General features: G+C 41.2%; 23 protein-coding genes. 5 read left to right on the top strand and 18 right to left on the bottom strand.

All coding sequences use genetic code 11. The features are described 5' to 3' along the window. The first annotated feature begins 1 nt into the window (after position 1). Positions 2-919: a ribose/proton symporter RbsU gene (gene rbsU / locus AC6UDC_RS00685; RefSeq protein ID WP_500695984.1), complete on the top strand. Its 918-nt coding sequence runs from the start codon at positions 2-4 to the stop codon at positions 917-919. 616 nt (positions 920-1,535) lie between these two features. Here the strand turns inward: rbsU and AC6UDC_RS00680 are convergent. The 4 genes from AC6UDC_RS00680 to AC6UDC_RS00665 form a co-directional block, all read right to left on the bottom strand. Beyond that, positions 1,536-1,778: a type II toxin-antitoxin system Phd/YefM family antitoxin gene (locus AC6UDC_RS00680; RefSeq protein ID WP_500720763.1), complete on the bottom strand. Its 243-nt coding sequence runs from the start codon at positions 1,776-1,778 to the stop codon at positions 1,536-1,538. Between the two features lie 143 nt (positions 1,779-1,921). Then, positions 1,922-2,500, bottom strand: coding sequence for a hypothetical protein (locus tag AC6UDC_RS00675; RefSeq protein ID WP_500694166.1), 579 nt, complete (start codon positions 2,498-2,500; stop codon positions 1,922-1,924). Positions 2,501-3,207: 707 nt separating this feature from the next. Further along, positions 3,208-3,693 carry a hypothetical protein gene (locus AC6UDC_RS00670; RefSeq protein ID WP_500720761.1) on the bottom strand — a complete coding sequence of 162 codons (486 nt, stop codon included), beginning with the start codon at positions 3,691-3,693 and terminating at the stop codon, positions 3,208-3,210. Positions 3,694-4,003: 310 nt separating this feature from the next. Beyond that, a complete protein-coding gene (locus AC6UDC_RS00665) occupies positions 4,004-5,911 on the bottom strand; it encodes a thiamine pyrophosphate-dependent enzyme (RefSeq protein WP_500720759.1) in 1,908 nt (635 codons plus the stop codon). A 223-nt stretch (positions 5,912-6,134) separates the two neighbouring features. On the opposite strand from AC6UDC_RS00665, the gene AC6UDC_RS00660 reads away from it, so the two are divergent. Next, positions 6,135-6,332, top strand: a complete 198-nt coding sequence (locus AC6UDC_RS00660; protein WP_500694170.1) for a hypothetical protein — start codon at positions 6,135-6,137, stop codon at positions 6,330-6,332. A 133-nt stretch (positions 6,333-6,465) separates the two neighbouring features. Here the strand turns inward: AC6UDC_RS00660 and AC6UDC_RS00655 are convergent, their stop codons facing one another. The 11 genes from AC6UDC_RS00655 to AC6UDC_RS00605 all read right to left on the bottom strand — a co-directional run bounded on the left by AC6UDC_RS00655 (position 6,466) and on the right by AC6UDC_RS00605 (position 18,071). Beyond that, positions 6,466-7,302: a MetQ/NlpA family ABC transporter substrate-binding protein gene (locus AC6UDC_RS00655; RefSeq protein WP_500694171.1), complete on the bottom strand. Its 837-nt coding sequence runs from the start codon at positions 7,300-7,302 to the stop codon at positions 6,466-6,468. Positions 7,303-7,708: 406 nt separating this feature from the next. Then, positions 7,709-8,479: a YibE/F family protein gene (locus AC6UDC_RS00650; protein ID WP_500720757.1), complete on the bottom strand. Its 771-nt coding sequence runs from the start codon at positions 8,477-8,479 to the stop codon at positions 7,709-7,711. Continuing rightward, positions 8,476-9,591, bottom strand: a complete 1,116-nt coding sequence (locus AC6UDC_RS00645) for a YibE/F family protein (RefSeq protein ID WP_500720755.1) — start codon at positions 9,589-9,591, stop codon at positions 8,476-8,478. Before AC6UDC_RS00645 ends, AC6UDC_RS00650 begins: the two co-directional genes overlap by 4 nt. Before the next feature lie 133 nt (positions 9,592-9,724). Further along, on the bottom strand, positions 9,725-10,981 hold the full coding sequence (locus AC6UDC_RS00640) for a NupC/NupG family nucleoside CNT transporter (protein WP_500695972.1): 1,257 nt from the start codon (positions 10,979-10,981) through the stop codon (positions 9,725-9,727). A gap of 195 nt (positions 10,982-11,176) precedes the next feature. Continuing rightward, positions 11,177-11,446 carry a hypothetical protein gene (locus AC6UDC_RS00635; RefSeq protein WP_500720753.1) on the bottom strand — a complete coding sequence of 90 codons (270 nt, stop codon included), beginning with the start codon at positions 11,444-11,446 and terminating at the stop codon, positions 11,177-11,179. Between the two features lie 11 nt (positions 11,447-11,457). Next, a complete protein-coding gene (locus AC6UDC_RS00630; RefSeq protein WP_500694176.1) occupies positions 11,458-12,198 on the bottom strand; it encodes an SDR family oxidoreductase in 741 nt (246 codons plus the stop codon). Positions 12,199-12,213: 15 nt separating this feature from the next. Further along, on the bottom strand, positions 12,214-12,879 hold the full coding sequence (locus AC6UDC_RS00625) for an SDR family oxidoreductase (protein ID WP_500706094.1): 666 nt from the start codon (positions 12,877-12,879) through the stop codon (positions 12,214-12,216). A 465-nt stretch (positions 12,880-13,344) separates the two neighbouring features. After that, a complete protein-coding gene (gene arcC / locus AC6UDC_RS00620; protein ID WP_500720751.1) occupies positions 13,345-14,268 on the bottom strand; it encodes a carbamate kinase in 924 nt (307 codons plus the stop codon). Continuing rightward, complete coding sequence (locus AC6UDC_RS00615; RefSeq protein ID WP_500720749.1) at positions 14,269-15,687, bottom strand: basic amino acid/polyamine antiporter; 1,419 nt, start codon at positions 15,685-15,687, stop codon at positions 14,269-14,271. A 79-nt stretch (positions 15,688-15,766) separates the two neighbouring features. Further along, positions 15,767-16,816, bottom strand: coding sequence for an ornithine carbamoyltransferase (argF, locus tag AC6UDC_RS00610; protein ID WP_500701418.1), 1,050 nt, complete (start codon positions 16,814-16,816; stop codon positions 15,767-15,769). A gap of 16 nt (positions 16,817-16,832) precedes the next feature. Then, the gene (locus AC6UDC_RS00605; protein ID WP_500696271.1) at positions 16,833-18,071 is read right to left on the bottom strand and encodes an arginine deiminase; all 1,239 of its coding nucleotides are present in this window, start codon (positions 18,069-18,071) and stop codon (positions 16,833-16,835) included. 599 nt (positions 18,072-18,670) lie between these two features. On the opposite strand from AC6UDC_RS00605, the gene AC6UDC_RS00600 reads away from it, so the two are divergent. Continuing rightward, positions 18,671-18,901, top strand: coding sequence for a hypothetical protein (locus AC6UDC_RS00600; protein WP_500694182.1), 231 nt, complete (start codon positions 18,671-18,673; stop codon positions 18,899-18,901). A 55-nt stretch (positions 18,902-18,956) separates the two neighbouring features. Here the strand turns inward: AC6UDC_RS00600 and AC6UDC_RS00595 are convergent, their stop codons facing one another. Further along, positions 18,957-19,541, bottom strand: coding sequence for an NADPH-dependent FMN reductase (locus AC6UDC_RS00595; RefSeq protein WP_500720747.1), 585 nt, complete (start codon positions 19,539-19,541; stop codon positions 18,957-18,959). Between the two features lie 194 nt (positions 19,542-19,735). Between AC6UDC_RS00595 and AC6UDC_RS00590 the strand changes: the two genes are divergently transcribed. Then, positions 19,736-19,939 carry a hypothetical protein gene (locus AC6UDC_RS00590; protein ID WP_500720745.1) on the top strand — a complete coding sequence of 68 codons (204 nt, stop codon included), beginning with the start codon at positions 19,736-19,738 and terminating at the stop codon, positions 19,937-19,939. 78 nt (positions 19,940-20,017) lie between these two features. Continuing rightward, positions 20,018-20,758 (top strand): DsbA family oxidoreductase, encoded by a 741-nt coding sequence (locus tag AC6UDC_RS00585; RefSeq protein ID WP_500720743.1) that lies wholly within the window; start codon positions 20,018-20,020, stop codon positions 20,756-20,758. A 42-nt stretch (positions 20,759-20,800) separates the two neighbouring features. On the opposite strand, the gene AC6UDC_RS00580 is transcribed toward AC6UDC_RS00585, so the two are convergent. After that, entirely contained in the window at positions 20,801-21,418 is a 618-nt protein-coding gene (locus AC6UDC_RS00580; RefSeq protein WP_500720741.1) for a YczE/YyaS/YitT family protein, read from the bottom strand. 93 nt (positions 21,419-21,511) lie between these two features. Further along, entirely contained in the window at positions 21,512-21,991 is a 480-nt protein-coding gene (rlmH, locus tag AC6UDC_RS00575) for a 23S rRNA (pseudouridine(1915)-N(3))-methyltransferase RlmH (protein ID WP_500699695.1), read from the bottom strand. Positions 21,992-22,177: the final 186 nt, after the last annotated feature.

Raw genomic sequence — 22,177 nt, 5'->3', positions numbered from 1 at the left:
TATGAATTGGCTAGCGATATTAATTGGTTTAGGACCAATGGTCGGTTGGGGACTTTTCCCAACGATTGCTTCGAAGGTTGGTGGAAAACCCGCCAACCAAATCTTAGGTGCCACCCTTGGAACCTTAGTCTTTGCGGTCGTCCTGTTTTTCATTGAAGGATTAGCCCTTCCTGGTTGGATCAGTACCACTTTTGGAATTATTTCTGGACTTGGCTGGGGCTTTGGTCAGATCATGCAGTTCAAGGGTTTTAAGTTAGTTGGATCATCACGAGTAATGCCGATTACCACGGCCTTTCAGCTGATCCTGACGTCGCTTTGGGGAGTCTTTGTTCTAGGCGACTGGACTGGCATTATCGGAAAAGTCTTAGGATTTACTGCCCTAGTTATCGTAATCCTTGGTGCGACCCTCACTGCTTGGGTCCAAAACCCAGAATCCACCAATAAGGGTGCTTTAAAGAAAGCTACGATCTTTCAGCTGATTGGTGCTCTGGGATACTTAGTTTACTCAGCTGCTCCACAGGTAGTCATCATGCCCTCAATGAAAGCTTTATTGCCAAACATGCAAGCCATGGACGGGAACCATGCGTTTCTTCCCCAGGCCATCGGAATGGTACTCTGTGCCGTGATTTACGATTTGTGGAACCTAAAAGACGAAAATGTCTTCATTCAATCCGTTTCATACAAAAACATTCTTGCTGGATTATCGCAAGGCTTTGGTATGTTAATGTACTTAATCTCAGCTCAACCTGACATGAACGGTTTGGCCACTGCCAACGTTCTGGGTCAACTAGCCGTCCTCGTTTCCACTCTGACCGGGATTTACTTCTTGCACCAGAAGAAGACGCCAAAGGAAATGACTCTGACCTACCTCGGGTTAGTTCTCATTGTCTTTGCTTCCGCCATTACGGCATTTATTTAATTAAATTGAAATGGTATTATAGAAGTAACGAGGCTCCCTGCGTTAGTGGGAATGGCACCATCTTGTCAATGTCTCCACATTAGCGAGACCTATAGTACCAAAAAGGCTGGAACCAATTTAGGTTTCAGCCTTTTTATGTGAATTTATTGATGGATAAAAAAAGAGCTCATCAGCGACAAACCGATAAGCTCTCGATCATCAATCCTACCGAAAACCGGTGATCATGTATTACTTGTTATGAATATATTATAACCTAACCAGATAATAAGTCAATTATACTGTATAATAATTAGAGTGGGAAATGATTTACCGAAAATCTAACTGTTCCCACTGGTGAAATCATGTATTACTTGTTATTTATTATCGTATCTATCACGATTAGTACTTTATCACATTTAATCATTCGATTAATAGATATGTTATTTGACCGTTTAAACAGACACGATAATTAAAAAGTGCAGCTTCCTAAATGGAAGCTGCATTTTTTAATGCTAAAGACAAACGAATTCATCAGCAATAAACTAACAAACTCTTACTCATCAGCCCTATTAAATCGATGAGTTGATTGCATAATCTTCATTTGTTATTATACAGCATAATTATGTTAAATTAACTATTATTTCAAATGATTCGTTTTTCCATTTTTCAATTGCTTCTTCGAATGTTCCAAGAACTTCAAATTATCACCATTTCCTAAGACAAACAGATTCTCGATCATGCTATCATATTTCTTTTTTGAAACGAGCAACGCCGAATCACCATTCTCACAATGAATGGTAACTTCTTCATAATCCTTCATAACCTGATCCATGTATGTTTCAAAGTTCACTTTGAAATTATTACAATTAACCACTTTCATGTAGTATCATCTCTCTTCATACGTAAAAATGAAATTTTTTATAGTGATGATTATACCATATAGAATAAAAAGTAAAACTAAAAAGAATGTCTTTTGATGTGAATCCTTAAATTGAATTTTTTGTCCAACTTAAGGAAGTCATATCACTCATTTTTTTTATATGTTATATTTCTCCAGAAAAAGTTTTTTATATTTATCCCAGCAAAGTATATTGAAAGTAAAAAAAGTATAAGAAAACAAATAAGATCCCACTTAAAATAACTTACAATATAAATTAAACTAATCCTTGTTCCAATAATAATTATTAATCCTATGATTAATAATGAAAATATTAATTTACTAAAATTATATAAGTATTTTAGATATTGTTCTGCACTTAATCGTTCTATACATTTATTGTCTGGTTTTTGATCTAATGTTCCCTTATATCCATTTTTAGCTCTATGAACATTAATAAAAAATGAAATTCCGATTACTAAGTAAAATATTAAAATTATTACTGTCACTAAAAGTAATATAGTATTAATAATTAAATTATTCGAATTCATAAATTTTAAAATACTTATTTTAATTTGGAAAAATGGATTTATTTTTTTAGATATTGTAATAAAACCATTAAAGCCAAAAGTAACTAATAAAACAATCAACAAAAAAACATTTGATATTGTTGAGTTAAGTCCATCCAAAGTCTTTTTTATCTCACTAGACATATTATTCAACATTACTGATCTCCTTATATTAATATTATGATATTTTATAAATATCTAATTATTAAATTTTAGTAGAATGTAAATTAACTTAAATAAGTCAATAACCATCACAAATTTTATTAAGCATATTCTTGATAAAAAAAGCGCGGTATTTTTAATGTAAACTACTATATCGATATTGAAATTATTAACAAGAGTAACATCTCCTCTATAATTAGAAATTTTTAAACTACCATTAATAATATAGATCTAATCATCATTGATAATGTAGTGTCCTGTCGTACTTCATATTGATATTACTCAAGTGAATTATTGGATTCTAATGAGGCGTTACAACAATCCATTGATGAATTTTTAGCTACGTCAATCAGTCAAACGCTTAACTATGAATTAGTTTATGTTATGTTACATAACCTTAGTAATCAATTTTCGAGGTGGGTTCGTCCTTTAATTCATTATGATCAAGACTTTCATTATCACACTTATGACTATAGTAGATGGATTAAGTGTCACCACTACCAACAAAGTACGTAACATAAAAATTTTCACGATAATTCTCTCATTAAAAGTTATTCCCATTTCTTAAACCGATAATGTTTGAAACGAATTTCGGATAATAAAAAGACTCACATCAATTAAATACCGATATGAATCCTTGAAATTGTATAAATTTATATAAAGTGTCTAACTTTTATATAGCACTTCAGACTCCTCAACAACTACTTCATTTCCGCTTTCTTATCCTTTTTTTCCATTCTCATCTTTTCCTTATGGGTCTTCTTATGCTTCATCTGGAGATGTGAAGTGATTTCTCGATGATGCAACATATCCAACTGGTTGTTTGATGAACAGTAGAACGCAATGAAGAAGATCAGAGTTGCAAGCAGTGCATACACGGCTCTTCTAAAATACTTAATGAAGACCGTCTGGTCCCAGCTGTATCCTTTACCTAAAGCAGCCATAAAGTAGCGAACCAAGTAGTAAACAAACAGAACAAAGGCAATCACGAAACCAGCAACTGACAAAATGTTTCTGGTGGCGACGGCAAAAGTTACGACAGCAACCAAAATACATATCATGAAGACAAAGTATTTAAAGCTCTTGATATAACTTTTATCGTCAGCCCGACCGCGATTCGTCCAATACAAATAACAGGCAATAATTAAGGCAATCACTGCGATAATCAATAAAATTGGTTTAAACATCTAATTCCTCCTTTAAATTTTATCTCCCAGGACACAATTTAAACTGTGAATCAGCATTCCAATCACCATCATATACATTGAGACCATACTGAAACCCATGGCTAACACCACGAAAGTCACGATCCAAAAAACAACTAAAAACCAATTAACAAATCCTTTAAAACTCATTATATTTCATCTCCGATATCCTCTTGTGATTACTTTCATCATACCATTAAATCGCCGTGAGCTGAGGAATTTGCTCAAGTTTTTACATCACCGATTTGCCCACAAAAAAAGAGCTCTCAATGAGAGCTCTTTTTCTTACTTATTAAAGTTGAACATCGTATTTATCGAAGAAGTCCTTAAGTGGTAACAAGCCTTCGCCACCATATTCTGCGAAGAATTCTGGCAATGTGTAAGTCTTGTTGTCATTTTTGTCCTTCTTGTAGTTTGGACTGATGGTCTCAACGATTTGACCATTTTCAATCTTAACAATCAAATCTTCAACTGGAAGTCCACGGTCTTGGTTAATCTTAGCGTCAATCAAGAATGGATGACCAGCTTTGGTAACCTTAACGGCTTTGTCAAAAGCAGCCGGAAGTTCAGAAACGTTGTGAACAGTCGTAGCGTCAATTCCCATTCCCTTAGCGATTAATTCAAAGCTTTGACCTTGAAGTTGAAGTCCAAAGAATTGCATTGGTAAGTCTTCTTGTTCACCTTCGATGAAGCCTAAGTCTTCGTTTGAAGTAACCACGTTAATAACTGGAAGTTGATACTTCGTCAAAGTTACTAAGTCTTGGATAACCATTGAAAGGGCACCGTCACCGGCAATGTTAAAGACTTGACGATCTGGGTAAGCTTTCTTAGCAGCAATGGCACCAGGAAGTCCGGAACCCATCGTTGCGAACAATGCGGAGATGACCCACTTGTTAGTTGGTTGAATGTCCAAGTATCTGAAACTGTTGATGATGTTGTCACCAACGTCGATTGAGAAGACAGCATCTTTGTCGGCTACTCGGTTAATTTGTTTGTAGATTGGGGCAACTGGCATGGTTGAGTTAGCGTTAGTCATGGTGTCCTTCAAGTGCTTACCAAAGTCCTTGAATTCTTCCATGAAACTACCATTACTCTCATCGGTTTCGTCACTGCCAATGTTTAACATCTTGTGAATGTACTCCATCCAGTTAGCTTGGTCAGCAACGGCAGCCTTGTAGAATGGACTTGGCGCAACTTTTTCACTTTGAGCCAATGCTTTGTCAACAAATGAACCAGCGTCAGACCAAATTGGGAGGTCAACTTCGTGGTGACGACCAAGTTGGATTTGAGAGTCATCAACTTGGATGTAAGCGAATTTGTGACTTGCATAAACTGATTTAGCGAATGGGAAGTCACCACCGATGGCGATAACTAGGTCAGCGGTACTCAAGATTTCGTCAGCGGCCTTTGATGCGGCACGGTTGGCGGTTCCTAGGTTAGCTTCGTAGTTAGCGTCAACGTAACCTAAAGCTAAGCCGTCCATAATAACTGGAATCTGGAGTTTCTTTGAAAGTTCGATTAACTTGTCGCCATTGCCCTTGATTCCACGACCAACGTGGAGAACAGGACGTTTAGCATTCTTAATCATCTTAAGGGCTTGATTTACTTCGTCATCGGTTGCGACTGGTTCTGGAGCTGGCTTGTCGTAAGTCTTTGAGGCAGAACTGTACGGAACATCTGGGATTTCGTCAAAGCCAAAGTCATTTGGAATGACAACTACGGCAACACCCTTCTTTGCGTATGCTTCGTGAATGGCACGATCAACAACGTGTGGCAAGCTTTCAGGAGTTATTACAATACGGTCATAAACCGAAACATCAGAGAACATCGGGGTCTCTGGAAATTCTTGGAAGTAGTTGTAGTTCATGTTGTCATGACCAACTTGGCCAACGATGGCAAGTACTGGAGCGTGGTCTTCTTTAGCGTCATACAAGCCGTTTAATAAGTTGACCGCACCAGGACCAGCGGAGCCAAAGGCAACTCCGATTTTACCAGTTAGTTTAGCGTGAGCAGCGGCCGTTAATGCACCAACCTGTTCGTGCCGAATTTGTACGTAATTAATGTTATCTTTTTCTTGATCGAGCGCAGCAAGCGTTGAGTTAATGGAACCACCTGGGTATCCATAAACATCCTTAACGCCATATGATTCGATAACTTTAAGCATTGCTACTGCTGCAGGAATTTTCTTTACATCTGTCATAATTTCTTCCTCCCAAAAGTACTTAATTCTTTTGTTGACCCTAATATACTCCCATATGAAAACGGTTGCAATAAAAACGCTTGCTTAATTTATTAAGTCTTTTTAATGTAAATCATGAAATTAACAAAAGGTAATAAATTCCCAATTTAACGGCAATTTGAGCGTGTTATTAGTTATCTTTTGGCGCGTCATATGTAATAATACTAGTAAGGAGGTGAAAAACATGAACTTTTCTGGATTAGTTGAAACTGGCGACGGTCGTTTGATTAACGTGAACAACGTGAACTCAATCCATCCCCGCGAATCAGAAGGTAACATCATTTCATACCAAGTTACCTTCAACAACAATACTACTGAAGAAATCGACATCGATGCTTTTGAAGCCCTTAAGAACATCGCTTTGAACAAAGATAACAAGTAGGATTGGCAATACTTAGAAAAAACAGGCCAACTGTGAGGTTGACCTGTTTTTGTGTGGAATAAGCTTCACGTGAAACAAAAAAATCCTCCAAACATTGGGAGGATTTGATCGTATTTTTAGACACAGTGTTCAATTATTTCTCAGGAATTTCCCACTCATGGTCCTGATTGTGTTTCTTCATGTAATTCATGAACTGTTTGGAGTTGTAAGCCTTCTTGACGTCCTGAGCCCACTTGGTGTGCTCATTCTTTTTGTTTACAACGGCTAGTAGCATATACTGACTCTGTGGATTTTCCTTCAAAAGCATTGAACTAGCGGGAATCTTGGCTCCGTAAGTGTCAGAACCAGGGATGATGGCGTAGTCCACGCTGTTTCTGGAACGTGGTTCGTTGGCCGAATCCATCTCGTCAAACTTCAGGTCGTACTTGTTGTCGATGATGTCATTTTTAGTGGCCTTGATGGGATCCACGCCTTTCTTCAGCTTAATCCAACCGGCTTTTTCCATTACTAGAAAAGCCCGTGACATGTTGGATGGATCGTTTGGAATGGCAACCGTGTCACCCTTCTTAACGTCCTTTAAGCTATGCTTTTTAGCGGGATAAATCCCAGTTGGAATCGTTGGCACCTTGGTTAATGAAACCAAGTTTCCGTGATTTTCCTTATTAAAGTTATTCATGTAGGCGCCGTGTTGTTCAACGTTTAAGTCAACCTGACCCTGGTTTAATGCCATGTCGGCATTCAGTAAGACGGAGAATGATTTATTTTTTACCTTGTACCCGTCTTTTTCAAGAATGGGTTTGATGCCCTTCATAAACAGGTCACTGTAAGGACCGGGTGAACTTGCTAAAGTGATGGTTTTCTTGTTTGACTGTGGTGCATGGGCCTTCTGATACGGCCGATACACAAACGTATATCCAAATAAAATCACGATAATTGCGACTAAAGCGGTAATCCAATATCTTTTCTTCATCCTATTTCTCCCTTTCAACTAAATAATCCTGTTTCTGCCAAAACCTCGTTAAACGAAACAATTAAAAAAATCAGTTAGACTATCCATAAAGTTAGCCTAACTGATCCTTTTTTTCCACGTAAATAGAGTAGATTAGTATATTCGATTGAGTTGGAATTCACCAATCTCAGCTAGACTAACAAAATGTTGTATCTAACTGAGCACAAAATTACTACACTTAGATACAGGCGTTTGATCAACACCCGCATCTAAAACTACGAACGCTGACCTACATGTAACAAGTACAGCAACAGTAAGTATTTTGATAGTTCATAGTAATCGTTGTCATTGGTTTCATCCCTTTCTTATTTTGCATTAATTTAACCACAGAAATCGCGAGTTGTAAAGGATAAAGTTCACAAATCACTTAATCCTGTTTTGCTTTCTTCAACTTGCGATGCTTCAAATACAGCATCACCGCGATGGTCACGGGAATGGTCAGAACCACTCCAATGGCGGAAATCAACGTCATGATTAACTCCGACGCAAAAATCTTGTCGTTCATGACCATGCCGATACTGTAGTGCAAACGCGCAAACCAGATGAACAAACCAACTAACTCCCCGTAGAAACTAAAAAACAGAGTGTTAAAGGCCGTTCCAACGATTTCCTTTCCAATCGAAACTCCGATATAGCTGAAGTCCCTATCAGAAATCTTGATGTTATGGTCCTGAATCTCAACTAAACCGGTGGCCATCGCAACGGCCGCTTCGGCCACCGCTCCCAAACAACTCAGAATCGTCATTGCACACGAAACGTTTAGGAATTTCACCCCAATTAAGAGTGACATTCCCTCCAAGTCTTCGGTATTCTCGGGTCCAAAACCTTGCACCTGCGCCCAATGTTCCACCGGAATGATCAACGCAATTACGATTGCCACCACAATTAACGAGGTCACAAACGCCACGTCGGCGTTCCGGCCTTGCTCATTACCGAAGTAAATTGTAATGACGAGGATAATGACGGCATTAACCAGTGTGACCCAGAGGTACGGAATGCCAAACGCAATCAAAACGACGGACATGAAGACCAAACCAAAGTTACACAAAAGACCAATAAAAGCCACGAAACCCTTGGAGCCACCCGCCAGCAGCATTGCGAAAAAGAGAATGATTAATAAGACGGTCATGGTACTCATTTAATCACCTTCATTTCACAAAGTGCACTCGCAATCAGGCTGGTAATCGGCACCGTCAGTGTGATTCCAATTGCGCTAATCAAACTTTGAATGATTCCAAGTGACATAATCATTGAGAACGAGTAGCCCCAACTATTACCGTTTCTTAAGAACAGCACCATCATCGGAAAAGTTCCGGCCACGAAAATGAGAAACAAGACGTTAATCAACGGTCCCATGATTGACCGTCCGATGTTTTGCCCATTCTTTAAGAGCTTCAAGAACGAAAGACTGTGGTCTTCTTCATAAACCGCAAACAGACTGGACGTGATGTCGGCTGAGAGGTCCATGATGGCCCCCAGCGACCCAATCATACAACCGACGAAGTAGATTGGCAGTCGTTGTTGGGTCACGTAGTCCATCATCTCAAAGTTCATGCCCCGTTCGTGCGTGACTGACAGGACAATGAACGCAATCAGAATCGCGACCGCTGTCCCTAGAATCGTGGACGAAATCGTCACGACCGTTTCTTTTGACACGCCAAAAATCAGGATGGCGGTGACAATCGTGAAAATTACCGACAAGATGGCAAACAAGATGAACGGATTAAAGCTTGTCCCCACGTCAATTGAGACCGCCAAAAAGAACAGGACGGCGTTGATGATGATACTCAAAAGCGCCATGGAGCCACTGAACTTCAAAATCACCAGCAACAGCATCACCGTTAGCCAGATTAAGAAGACGACCGCGGTGTCCCGCTTAAAGCCGTTGATAAGAATCGACGAAGGCTTTAAGTTCTTGTTGGCAACGTGAATAAAGATCTGTTGGCCGGCATGATACTTCATGTCGGTCGCCCCAGCACCAGAATACTGGTTGTTGGCGGTAATCGTCTTGCCCTTGTATTCTCCGTTTAAGACCTTGAGGGTCAGTTTCTGATTTTCTTGGTAGTCATGATTCTTAAATTCATCAGTTTGTGAAGTGCGACCGTAGTTGTGCACGTTTACGACTCGAGCCACCGTCTGTTTGTACATCGGTGCGTCGAAATGGGTGAAGGTCACGGCGACGATCCCCGAGATTAGCACCAAAACGATGGCGAGCCAACGAATCTTTAGCTTTGGATGGATTCGTTTCAAATTCTCATCCCCTAATTATTTACGTTCAGTGTATCATACTAAAATTAAGTTTCGCTAAACTTACGTATTTATAGCTAGACAACAAAAAACACCTCTGAATTAAATCAGAAGTGTCATGAATTTTATTTAATAATTACCAAACGAATAATCCAACGATTCCAGCCGAGAGTAATGATACCAAGATTCCGGATAGGATTAAGTATCCAACGTTTCTGGAAATAACATCGTTCTTTTCCCGACTGACTAAGCCTTTCAGACATCCGATAACCATGCCAACGGTACTGAAGTTGGCAAAGGAAGTTAAAAAGACACAGAGTTGGGCTTGATAGTGAGCTGGGAAGATGTGTAAGTTGTTGATATGGGGAGCAATGGCACCCATGACCACGAATTCGTTGGTCACTAACTTGGTTCCCATGTATTGAGCAAACTGGAAGGCGTGGTTAACGTCCATCCCCATCAGCCATGCAAATGGGAACATTACGATTCCAAGTAAGTGTTGAAGTGACAACCAAGGATTAATGAGTCCCAGTAACTTACTGATTAAGTTAGCAAGGGCCACGAAGGCAATGACGTTAGCAGCGATGATTAATACCAGTTTACCGGCACCTAAGATTGAGTCACCCAAAAATGAGAAGAACGGCTCTTTTTTAGGCTTCTCAGGTTTGTCAGCAACCGTTTCTTCAGCAACCTGCTCTGAAGGTTCCGTCATCGTCGCAATTGTGTCTTCTTCAGGCGTAACGTGAACGGGATTCAGTAGTGAAGTCACGATGATGGCGTTCAAGATGTTAAGCGGGATTGCGGTTAAAACGTATTGACCCGGAATCATCTGGGTGTACGAACCAACGATCGCAGCGGTGATACAAGACATCGACATCATGGCGACTGTCAAGAGTCGTTCACTAGATAATTTCTTGAGTTGCAGACTAGAAACGGCTAGGGCTTCCGTGTTTCCAAGGAACATCATTTCAACGGCGTAAAATGATTCGAACTTTGGTTGTCCCGTGACCTTTGATAACGCAATTCCGATCCATTTAATGATAAATGGCAAAATCCCAAAGTATGTAAGGATATCAAACAACGGAACAATCATTAAAATTGGAAGCAGTGCTGAAGTCACAAAGTTCATCTGTTTGACGTGCACCCAGTTGGGAAGTGCAAAGGCAATCCCAGTGTAAGCAACCTGGACAATCCAGTTGAATCCTTCAGCGGCACCCTTGACAGCGTCTCGACCCCAACTAAAGCGAGTAAGGAGAAACGCGATGACGAGGTTTAAGACTAAAACGACAATGACCGATCGCCAGTTGACGTGCTTGTGATCCTTAGAAAACAAAAAGGCAATTCCGAGGAACACGGCGACCCCAATGATGTTAATGATTAGATAGTAATTCATCGAACTTTCTCCTCCATTTTATATGCAATGTTCGGATATTGTCAGATAACAAAATTCGAACAACCTGTTTTTTATAATAATAGTATTAAACATTAACAATTTCAACCTTCATCGCGGAAATAGTTCACGGATTGGTTAATTTTCCCGTAAAAAAAGACTAACGATCGGTTAAAAGCGACAGTTAGTCTAATTAATTTATTTCTTTGTTCGTCGTTTATCAATGCGTTCGTCGTACCACGTAAAAACAAGCAGCAACCCGATCATAATCAGATTGACAATCGACTGCAGGACTTGATCTGGAACTAGTCCATACATTAAGACGGTAATCAAAAACAGCACCAGGTACTTAGCCGAACGCAGATACTCCTGGGTGTAGACGTAGCGCGCAAACTGCATGATTGACAGGATGGCGATGATTAAAAACGAACCATCCCTTAAGATGTGCTTTGATACATCTAATTTCATATGCGTCAGTCCTAAACCTGATCGGTTGGTCGAATCACGATTTCGTTGACCGAGGCATCCTTTGGCATGTCAATGGCGTACAGGATGGATTGCGCAATCCGTTTGGGACTAAGCGGCGTCAAGTCGTATGACTCAAACTGCTTCTTGATGTCCGGATCGGTAATGTGATTGGGCAATTCGGTAGCTACCGCGCCGGGTGAAATCATGGTCACCCGAATGCCAGACTTGGCCTTAGCCTCTTCCTCTCGTAATGAATCACTAATCATCTTCACGGCCGCCTTTGTGGCACTGTACACCCCACTGTTAATTCCAGAAGTGTGAGCCGCCACCGAAGCGGTGTTGATGTACTGACCGCTACCTTGACCACGCATCGTATCAAGGGAAGCGGTAATGCCGTACAAAACACCCCTGATATTGACGTCAATCATGAGATTCCAACCCTTGACGTCACCCTTAATCAGTGGTGATTGGGGCATCACACCAGCATTGTTCATCCAAACATCGATGCGACCAAACTGGTCAACCGCAGCGGACGCCAGGTTTCTGACCTCATCGAGTTTGGTAACATCGGTCTTCTGAATAGCGGCCACACCACCGTCAGCTTCGATATCTTCCTGAATCGCACGTAAGCGGTCCTCTCTTCTAGCGCCCAGCACGACCTTGGCGCCGTTCTTTGCCAATAACTTGGCGGTTGCCTCACCAATTCCACTAGAAGCTCCCGTAATTACAACTACTTTATCTTTAACAGCCATCTTAATTCTCCCTAACTATTTTAAATTGTTAAGTGCGGTTTCGATACTCATGTCACCACTGTGCATGATGATTACCTTGTCAAAGGCATGTTGGTTATCTAAAACGTCAAACAAGACCTGTGAAACGTCGTTGATTGAGTTCGAACCAGGTTGGTCATCATTAAAGGTTACTTCGCCGGTTCCAGGAGTCTCAAGCAAGGAGCCCGGCTGTAAAATAGTGTAGTTCAGGTCAGTATCGTGAATTAGCCAGTGGTCGGCCATGAACTTAGCAGCCTGGTAGTCCTGTAACTTGGCGTAGTGTTTCTTTCCCTCCCACTGGTCTGGTTGAAGCGCAAAGGCTGAACTGAGCATGATGTAACGTTTGACGCCGGCTTTTTCGGCGGCCTGCATGGTCTTGATGGCTCCGTAACTGTCAACTAAGACCACGTTGTGTCCACCGGATCCAGCGGTAAAGTAGATGGCATCAAAGCCCTTCATTGCGTCGGCCATTTCGTTAACACTCATATCGACGATGCTAAACTTCATGGTGTTAATTTTGGGACGTTCCTCAACGGTGTCCACAAATTTGACTTCTTCAGGATGACGAGCCGCAATGGTAACCGAATCGTCAGTGTTTTTTTGAAATTGTTTTACTAGGTCAGAACCGACTCTTCCGGTTCCACCAATAATCATAATCTTCATAATTGAAACCTCCTATATACGTCTAAAGCATAACAAATTCAACTAAACGTTAATAGCGATATGCATGTGAAGTTTATGTTAAAGCCAACGTTAATCGTGCCACCGTTCAATCACATAAAATAAATAAAGATAGACATTTTTATCATGTATGATATACTATGTTTGTACCGCGTAGGCGGTAGTTTTCAAACAAGATGCACTACTCCTTTCTATTTGATGGTTATGACCCACAAGTACCATGAAGTTCCCTTGCAACTATTTTTGATAGTGGCAAGGGAACTTTTTGTTTTAAAGACTAATCATGACATTGGATTACCTCTAACTAGATAAGAATAATCTTTGACATTTCGTTCTTAAATGCTAATATCAAATTGGAAAAATGGTTATAGTCCCGTTGAATCACTTAATAACAACTAAAAATCACCCAAAGACTAGTACATAGTCATCGGGTGATTTCTTCCGTCGTTATTTTTTAATGACCGTTGCTCGACCGTTTTCCTCAAAATCGGCAACGTTATCTAATGACGTAATCACGGCTTCCTTGCCGGTGTTTTTCACAAACTGCATCGCCGCTTGAATCTTGGGTTCCATCGAACCCTTACCAAACTGACCTTGTTTTAGATACATGTTCAGTTCGTCAAGCGACACGTGTCCCAGTTCTCTTTGATTAGGCCGTCCGAAATTAATGGCCGCCTGGTCAATTCCCGTCAGGATAATTAACTGATCAGCATTGACCATTTGTCCGATTAACGAAGCCGTAAAGTCTTTATCAATCACGGCTTCCACGCCTTCGACGTCTCCGTTGTCAGTCATGACGACCGGAACGCCGCCTCCACCACCAGCAATGACAGTGAATCCACTGTCAACCAGGGTGCTAATTTGTTTCGCCTCTAAAATGCTGATGGGATGAGGCGATGGAACGACCCGCCTGAATCCGCGACCGGCATCTTCGGCAAATTTCCAGTCCGGATGTTTCATTAAGACGGAATTAACGTCCGCGTAAAACGGACCGATGGGCTTGGTTGGATCCTTAAACGCTGGATCATTGGGATTGACTAATACCCGCGTGACAATGGTTGAACTAGTCATATCATTGTCTGAGAGGGCATCCCCAATCCACAGTCCTAACTCACCTTGAGTCATCGCTCCAACCACGTCAAGTGGCATTGGCGGATTTTCCTTCGTGCTACCGTTTAGTTCTTGGAGTAACAAGTTTCCAACTTGCGGGCCATTGCCGTGGGTAATCACTAACTGAAGGTTTTCAGTTGAATTACGCACGAACTTCACGATTTTTTTCGTGGTTTTTTTTAAAGCTTCTCTTTGCCCTTTCGCAGTTGGATCATCGGTTAAAATCGCATTGCCACCTAGAGCTATCACGATTCTCTTCATTTACGACACTCCTATCTTTCCCATAAATAGAGCAATGACCGCCCCAATGGCAGCAATCGTTATCAATGCCATCATGATCCATTCAAAGGTTGTGATTTTACGTCCTTGATTCTTGATCGCTTTGATGTAGAAACCAAAGCCTAGAACGTATGCAATTGAGCATAACCACAAGAATTGTAGTCCCGCCACTGCGATTCCGACAACTTCAAACAATAGAGCTAGGATGCCCGGCATCATTTTCTTGACCGAATGAGCCTGTACGCCAGCCTTAATTTGATCGGCACCAACCAGCGCGTAACAAATCACAATCGCTGCCGTACACAACGAAATTGCCAGGTTGTACGCCTGATCGGTAAATAGTAACGAAATCAAAACAATTTGTACCAAAATCTGAGTTAACCACAATGAGTGTGAAGGTGAATTGTGCTTGTTTAAGTAACCGAACCACCGGGGTAGTAGCTTCTGATCAGCTAGTTGTGACGTCGCTTCAACCGGAAGCATGGTCCATGACAGGAGGGCACCGACCATGGTGATTATAAGTGAGATACTGACAAAAGCCGCACCTATTGGTCCAATCATATCTTTAACAACGTAGGTCAGGGCCGGGTTGCTCAACTTAGCTAGTTTGGCTTGAGGTAAGTAACCATATGGTAGCATCGCAATCACGATGTTGATGATCAAGAGTGAGATGGTGCCAATAATGGTTGCCTTGGCCGCATCAGAACGCTTCTTAGCGCGTCCTGCCATCATCGTGGCACCTTCAATCCCGATGAAGATCCACATGGTGGTGATGATACAGCCCTTGACTTGATCAAATACCCCCATTGCCGTCGCCGGACTATACGTGAAGTTAGTACTAAAATTAGCCCAGAAGTGGGCGGTGAAAACGTTAGCTTTGAATAAGACAATTCCTAAGATTGCGAAAGCAACCAAGGGAATTATTTTTATTACGGTGATAATGGTATTGATGAAAGCCGCGTTTTCAATCCCCATCGTTACTAACCACGTGAGTAGCCACGTGAATACCGACGCAATGATTACCGCTTGAATTGAGTTGCCTGATCGAAAAACCGGAAAGAAATAACCGATCGCTGACATCATCATGGTGGCAAACGCAATGTTACCAAGCCATGCCGATAGCCAGTATCCCCAGCCCGATAGAAATCCAGCAAAGTCACCAAATCCATCTCTGGCAAAATCGGAAATTCCAGTCAGTTCTGGTTTATCCTCACTTAGAGACTTCAAACTCATTGCTAGTGCAAAAATTCCGACTCCAGTAATAATCCACGCAACGAGCGCGGGTCCCGGAGTGGCCGCTGCCGCAATCTGTTCACTGGCATTATAAATTCCAGCGCCAATCGCGGAACTAATGACCAGCATGATTAATCCAAATAATGAAACTCCCTTTTTATTTCCCATATAATTTACGCAATCCTCTCAAATCCTAATTTAGGACATGATTGTATCATTGATAATCCTATTTATGCTTTAGTAAAATTTAATTTTCGTTGTACATACTTAAGTCGCCTAAAGTGGCGGCCATAATTGCCATGATCGAGTGCTTACGGTTACCGGCCTCAACAAACTGGCGCCCGTAAGGACTTCTAAAGACCTCGTCGGTTACTTCCATTTCGGGACTATTTAGGCCCTTGTACTTTTTAACCGCCTCTTTGGCAGTGGTGGTGTTGCCGTCATGAAAGGCTGGCAGACAGTGCATGAAAATCAATTCATCGTCAGGGGTGCCCGTCTTCTTCATTAAGTCCATGTTGACTTGGTATGGTAGTAGTTGGTCAATTCGTTGTTGCCAGTTGTTTTCACCCATTGACACCCAAACGTCGGTGTAGATGATGTTTGAGCCTTTGACCCCTTTGTCAATGTCAGAGGTAATCATGAAGTGTGCTCCTGATTGCTTAGCGTACTTTTCGGCCAGGTCGACCACCGCTTTTTCTGGGTGCAGTTCATCTGGAGCCACGATGTGAACGTTCACACCCAGCATCGAACCAGTAACTAGTAAAGAATTAGCCACGTTATTTCGCCCGTCACCAACAAAGGTCAACGTGAGCCCCTTTAAGTGACCGAAGTTTTCCTTCACGGTCATGAAGTCCGCAATCATTTGAGTGGGATGCCACTCGTTTGAAAGACCGTTCCAAACGGGAACTCCCGAGTACTTGGCCATGATTTCCATGTCGGATTGTTCAAAGCCCCGGTACTCAATTCCGTCAGCCAGTTCGCCAAAGACTCGAGCGGAGTCTTCTACCGATTCCTTTTTGCCGAACTGACTTGAGGTTGGATCAATGTAGGCCGTGTTTCCACCTAAGTCGTCACCACCAAGTTCAAACGAAAGTCTGGTTCTGGTCGAAGTCTTTTGAAACAAGAGCACCAGGTCCTTGTCGTGTAAATACTTGGTCACCTTGCCATACTTCTTGTGTTCGTTTTTCAAGTTAATGGCAAAATCAATCAAAGCTTCAATCTGGGCTGGTGTAAAATCAGACTCCTTTAAAAAAGAACGTCCTTGCATTGATTTTAATTCCTCTAGTAATGTACTCATTTGATTTGCTCCCCCTCTAATTATTTTTATCAAGTGGTTCACGAATGATTGGTTGTGACATACAACGAGCTCCACCACGGCCACGCGATAGTTCTGAAGACAAAATCTCGTAAACGGTAATACCATGTTTTCGCATCACATCAATCGTGACCGTGTTGCGATCGTATGTGACCACTTCCCCAGGGGCAATTGCCAAGTTGTTTGACCCATCGTTCCACTGTTCACGTGGAGCGGCAACTGGGTCACCATCGCCGGTCTCCATCATGTCAATCTCAGATAATCCAAGAACTTCTTTGAGTGTATCCGGCAGACTTTCACGATGTTCCATGTTAATAGTATTGTTTTTTCCGGGATGAAGGATGTTAATATTCATCTTACCACCGTTCATGATCCCTGGATATACTGTAAATTGGTCGTAGTTGACCATGGTGAAGACCGTATCTAGATGCATCATGGCATGGTTATGCGGAATTTGAACCGCCACGATTGTGTCAAAATGTGACTTGGGATCTTCAAAAAGTTTGTGAGCCAGTTTTTCAATCGAACGAGTTGAGGTTCGTTGCGAACAACCAATTGCCATGACGTGATCGTTTAAAACGAGTTCGTCACCACCCTCAATGCGAGCATCATTATAGCGGTCCAGCCAAACATCAACTTTTCCGGCAAACCGTGGATGATACTTCATCACGTACTCCGTGATGAGTGACTCCGGACGCCGCGCCTCAAAAGTCATGTGGTTAATCGTTAAACCAGATCCCATCGAAGCTTGCGGATCCCTTGTAAAGTACGCATTTGGTAGTGGATCCAGTAGGAAGGGATCAAAGGCGTTAGTCCCGGCCACGTCGTGCAAACTTGGGTGAGTAAAATGAATCTTGTCTCGTCTTAGGCCGGCATAAATCGTACTGACCAGGTCGTGAATCGAGAGACTCTCAAAGTAGCGTTTGATGTCCTCTGCCGAACTACCCGTGTAGTAGTGTTCATTTAGGTAAGTTGACTCAAAATCATCCCTTACGTCATCCTTTTTTAAGATGTCTTCCAACAAATCCTCGATGTACACAACCTCCACTCCATGATCACGGAGTAGATTGGTAAAATAATCGTGTTCTTTGTCAGCGATTTTTTGATACGGGATGTCATCAAACAACATCTGCTTCATGGTATCCGGAATGACATTTTCAATCTCTTTTCCAGGCCTGTGCATTAAGACAGACTTCAGCTGCCCAATTTCAGAGTTCACTTCAATTGCAGATTTCATAATAATCCTCCTTAAGATTGTTATTCATGCTTATGGTTAAACGATTTAACCACCCATATCGTACGGGGTTTCGCAATTTATAACAAGCATTTTAACCGACTAGAAAAAGTTTCCTAGTCGTACGTCAATAATGATAACTGTTTCACAAATTTTGTCAAATCATTCAAAGACTGATAATTTGTAAAAGAGGATATGCGTTGATAGAATGGGAAAGTTAAACGTTTTTGTCAAATTTTAACTAACTTTTTAATAGTTACATGTTTAACAAACGTCGCATCAAAAAAATCCTCGAACGTAATACAACTTGGCTCTTAATTAATTAACTTTGTTGAATGTACTGATTAATGATAATCCATTATTAGTTGATACTTAGACCCTTTAAATCAACCTTAATTGCTAGTACTTGTCAACCATCTAAAATAATTAAAAATAATCTCGCTTTTGTTTTAACGCAATGGTATAATTAGTTCGGTAATAAGAAGTACCAATCAATCTCTTTTGCCATTTTAAAAACATACCTGTGCACCAAATCTATTGAGAGACCTCCACGTCTACTCGGATTTGGTGTTTTTAGTAAAACAGAAAGGAGGTTACTTGAATTGACAGTCTTTAAGGAACTACTTGAACTAGTGATTTTGGTGTTACTGATGGTCTTAACCTTTTTTCATCCCAATCCTTGGGTGGGAATTGGCCTAAACGTCCTTTTAATCTTAATCTTGTGGCTCTTCCCCGAGGGAAGTAATAAGATTAACAAACTCTTCAAGTACATAATCACAGCGGTCTTCTTGATCTCGATTATCCTGATCGTCTTGCAGATGATTTTTCAATAAAAAAAAGAGCACTTCAAAAAAATGAAGTGCTCCTTTTACGTATTTACTTATAAACCTAATTACCTAAAAGCTTGGTGTAAGAAGCAATGTCACTTACGGCATCCTTTAACTGCTGGGAGTAATATTCCACTGATGGCGCATTACTTACAAAATTGCCATCCTTTTCAAAGTTGTCGTCAATGTGACCAATCATGGTCATGTGTGGCAACATTACCATTCCCAACATGGATAAAGTGGGAAGAATGCCTAAAGCGGAAGCTTGACCAGACAAGGCACTGCTAGAATACGAAACAATTCGGGCAGGCTTATCAGCCGTTTCAAAGCCAATATAATCAAGGGCGTTCTTAAACGCACCAGAAAGACCGTTGTCATAGACTGGTTCGATAAATAGATAACCGTCACCAGCCTTGATGTTATCAATCCACTTCTTGGGTGCCCCTGTTAGTTTCCGGTCAGGATCACCCATTGGTGGTAGTGGCTCATTGAAGATTGGTAAGTCTAAATCACCAATATCAATAAAGTTCAACTTGACCTCGTTGTCAGACTCAAGTTCTTCTGCGTTCTTCTTTAAAAAGTTAAAAATTCCGGCACCACTAGAATTAGATCTGGCACTACCTAAAATTACGTCAACTGTTTTCATTTAATCTCTCTCCCTTTACTCACAAAAAGTAAGTTAATACGTACTTTAATTCTATTTAATTTCCGAAACAAAAGCAAGCAAAAAGCCCGCTTCGTAGTTGGCATATCACAATTCTTTATAAATTAGTTAACTTTCATTACAATCAAAACTCACTATACTATAATAAGGTGAGAAGTAGATGAGGGGGAAGTAACATGAAGAATTGGCTTAATAAGATTCTCAAATCAGTCCGTGGCGATTCTGATAAGAAGTCATCGGATCATGCCGAGAATAAAAATCAAAGCACTCCAAATGAAGCAAAAAACAGTGATAGTAAGCAAACCACTGAACAAAACCAAGATCCAAAGCAAATCAAAAACGATAAATTACTTGGAACAAGCAACGCCATTGATAAGTGATTCTTAAGCAAGATGATTGTGATTGATTCAGTTGAACACTATACTTTAGTTAGTGGATAATTTGTAGGAGGTACTAAAATGACGAAAAAAATGGAAGTCCAGGTTTGGTCCGATATTGCATGTCCGTTCTGTTACATCGGACGAGCCCACTTCAAGTCCGCACTAAGTGATTTTGACCATAAGGACGACGTTGAGGTTCATTACAATAGTTTTGAACTTGATCCCAACGCATCTGGTGAACCAGAAACCATGGCTGACCACATGAGTAAGGAAAAGGGGATGTCAAAGGAAAAAGTTTCCGAGTTTCTATCAACCATCACCGAACTGGCAAACGAAGCTGGTTTAAAGATGGATACCGGAAAGATTAAAGTCGTGAACACCTTAAAAGCTCACCGTTTACTTCACTTTGCGGGAACCAAGGGCAAAGAATCCGAACTGATGGACAAGTTATTCGAGGCTTACTTCGCCGACGGTTTAAATGTTGACGACAATGCCATTTTAGTTGACCTTGCCATGAGCGTTGGTTTAAACCAAGACGAAGTCAAATCTGTCATCGATAGTGACAAATTCAAAGACGACGTCAGAGCTGACGAAGCCGCCGCTCAACAAGTTGGAATTAACGGGGTTCCGTTCTACATCTTCAACAAGAAGTACGCCGTTTCAGGTGCTCAACCAGTAAAAGTCTTCAAGTCTGCTTTAGACAAGGCTTGGGCTAGCTTTCAACCAATTGAAATGGTTGGTGGCGATGATGACCAGCAAAAGGGTGCTAACTGTGAAGGCGGAAGCTGCAGCGTTAACCCAAATGATAATAAGAATTAATTAAACTAAACGGTCCGTTGGAATAATCCAGCGGACCGTTTTTTATTTAATCAGATGGAGGTGTCTGCCCCAGAGTTCCACAAATGGACCCGAACACAACGAAATGATGACCGTCATAATTCCAATTGGACCAGAAACGAGGAACGCCAAAAACATGAAAAGCACATCCTGAATCACTCTTACTAACCAGTACGGCATGTGCAATCTTTGAGAGAAAATGGGCGCAATGGCATCATACGAGGACACCCCGAACTTGGCCGACATGTATACGGCAATTCCGACCGTAAATATCAGGAATCCAAGGACAGCGAACAACAATTTCAACCAGAAGTTATCGAACACCAAGTAGGCCCCGAACCAGAGCGTGAAATACTGGACTCCATATCCCACCAGCATGTTAATTAGCGTCCCAAAACCAATCTGATGGTAATCCAAAAACAACACGATGACTAATAGGATCATGTAGTCGATGAACTGGATGTTACCCAAACCAAGCGGTAAATGATGCGATAATCCGACACTCAACGCGGTAAAGGCGTCCATTCCGAGATTTTCTTTTCGCATCAGGGTCATTCCCATCGCGATGATGGCCGTTCCGACCGCGGTAATTAAGACTTGAACCAGAAAACGCAGCACCTGATGCGAATTTAAATTTTTCATTATTAATGACATCCTTTCGGCGTGTACGTGTAATTGAAGCAAATATCCATATTTTACAAATAAAATAATAAAAAAAGCTAATCAGCCTGTTTCCTATTTATGGTACGGACTGCCGCTATTAATCATGAAAGCCCGATATATTTGTTCGGTCAACACTAAGCGCATCAGCTGGTGCGGTAGCGTAAAACGACCAAATGACAGTTCAAAGTTAGCCCGCTTCAAGACCTTACGAGCAAGTCCCAACGACCCACCAATCACAAAGGTAATGTCCGAGTGACCGTACGTTGCGAGATCCTTGATTTTCTTCGCAAAGGCTTCAGAGGTCAGTTCATCGCCTTGAATTGCCAAAGCAATCACATACTCGCGGTCTTTAATTTTAGCCAAAATTCGGGTTCCTTCTTGCTCCATCACCTCGTCCATTTCCGCTTGACTAAGGTTCTCAGGCGCCTTTTCGTCGGGAACCTGAACAATCTTAAACTTGCAAAAACGAGAAAGTCGTTTGACGTACTCGTTAATTCCGTCTTTGAAGTATTTTTCCTTCAATTTTCCAACTACCACCAATTTAATGTTCATAAGTCGACTCCTTTAAACAGACTATCCACAAAGTTATCCACAGGTACCTTCACAAACTATCACGTTTCTGGAGAATTTAAAGACCTGTTAATATTTCGATTTTGTCAACAACATTTTTATTTATCCACAGAAATAAACAAGACATATGTTCGTTAACGCAATTTTCGTTGTTGTGATATCAACGTT

The organism is Fructilactobacillus sp. X7R7C1, assembly GCF_059901065.1.
This window is presented reverse-complemented; position numbering and strand designations above follow the sequence as displayed.

What these genes read in the sequence shown, in the direction of transcription:
- rbsU (WP_500695984.1), top strand. Translation starts at nt 2, where the DNA reads ATGAATTGGCTAGCGATATTAATTGGTTTAGGACCAATGGTCGGTTGG.
- AC6UDC_RS00680 (WP_500720763.1), bottom strand. Translation starts at nt 1,778, where the DNA reads ATGAAAGTGGTTAATTGTAATAATTTCAAAGTGAACTTTGAAACATAC.
- AC6UDC_RS00675 (WP_500694166.1), bottom strand. Translation starts at nt 2,500, where the DNA reads ATGTTGAATAATATGTCTAGTGAGATAAAAAAGACTTTGGATGGACTT.
- AC6UDC_RS00670 (WP_500720761.1), bottom strand. Translation starts at nt 3,693, where the DNA reads ATGTTTAAACCAATTTTATTGATTATCGCAGTGATTGCCTTAATTATT.
- AC6UDC_RS00665 (WP_500720759.1), bottom strand. Translation starts at nt 5,911, where the DNA reads ATGACAGATGTAAAGAAAATTCCTGCAGCAGTAGCAATGCTTAAAGTT.
- AC6UDC_RS00660 (WP_500694170.1), top strand. Translation starts at nt 6,135, where the DNA reads ATGAACTTTTCTGGATTAGTTGAAACTGGCGACGGTCGTTTGATTAAC.
- AC6UDC_RS00655 (WP_500694171.1), bottom strand. Translation starts at nt 7,302, where the DNA reads ATGAAGAAAAGATATTGGATTACCGCTTTAGTCGCAATTATCGTGATT.
- AC6UDC_RS00650 (WP_500720757.1), bottom strand. Translation starts at nt 8,479, where the DNA reads ATGAGTACCATGACCGTCTTATTAATCATTCTCTTTTTCGCAATGCTG.
- AC6UDC_RS00640 (WP_500695972.1), bottom strand. Translation starts at nt 10,981, where the DNA reads ATGAATTACTATCTAATCATTAACATCATTGGGGTCGCCGTGTTCCTC.
- AC6UDC_RS00635 (WP_500720753.1), bottom strand. Translation starts at nt 11,446, where the DNA reads ATGAAATTAGATGTATCAAAGCACATCTTAAGGGATGGTTCGTTTTTA.
- AC6UDC_RS00630 (WP_500694176.1), bottom strand. Translation starts at nt 12,198, where the DNA reads ATGGCTGTTAAAGATAAAGTAGTTGTAATTACGGGAGCTTCTAGTGGA.
- AC6UDC_RS00625 (WP_500706094.1), bottom strand. Translation starts at nt 12,879, where the DNA reads ATGAAGATTATGATTATTGGTGGAACCGGAAGAGTCGGTTCTGACCTA.
- arcC (WP_500720751.1), bottom strand. Translation starts at nt 14,268, where the DNA reads ATGAAGAGAATCGTGATAGCTCTAGGTGGCAATGCGATTTTAACCGAT.
- AC6UDC_RS00615 (WP_500720749.1), bottom strand. Translation starts at nt 15,687, where the DNA reads ATGGGAAATAAAAAGGGAGTTTCATTATTTGGATTAATCATGCTGGTC.
- argF (WP_500701418.1), bottom strand. Translation starts at nt 16,816, where the DNA reads ATGAGTACATTACTAGAGGAATTAAAATCAATGCAAGGACGTTCTTTT.
- AC6UDC_RS00605 (WP_500696271.1), bottom strand. Translation starts at nt 18,071, where the DNA reads ATGAAATCTGCAATTGAAGTGAACTCTGAAATTGGGCAGCTGAAGTCT.
- AC6UDC_RS00595 (WP_500720747.1), bottom strand. Translation starts at nt 19,541, where the DNA reads ATGAAAACAGTTGACGTAATTTTAGGTAGTGCCAGATCTAATTCTAGT.
- AC6UDC_RS00590 (WP_500720745.1), top strand. Translation starts at nt 19,736, where the DNA reads ATGAAGAATTGGCTTAATAAGATTCTCAAATCAGTCCGTGGCGATTCT.
- AC6UDC_RS00585 (WP_500720743.1), top strand. Translation starts at nt 20,018, where the DNA reads ATGACGAAAAAAATGGAAGTCCAGGTTTGGTCCGATATTGCATGTCCG.
- AC6UDC_RS00580 (WP_500720741.1), bottom strand. Translation starts at nt 21,418, where the DNA reads ATGAAAAATTTAAATTCGCATCAGGTGCTGCGTTTTCTGGTTCAAGTC.
- rlmH (WP_500699695.1), bottom strand. Translation starts at nt 21,991, where the DNA reads ATGAACATTAAATTGGTGGTAGTTGGAAAATTGAAGGAAAAATACTTC.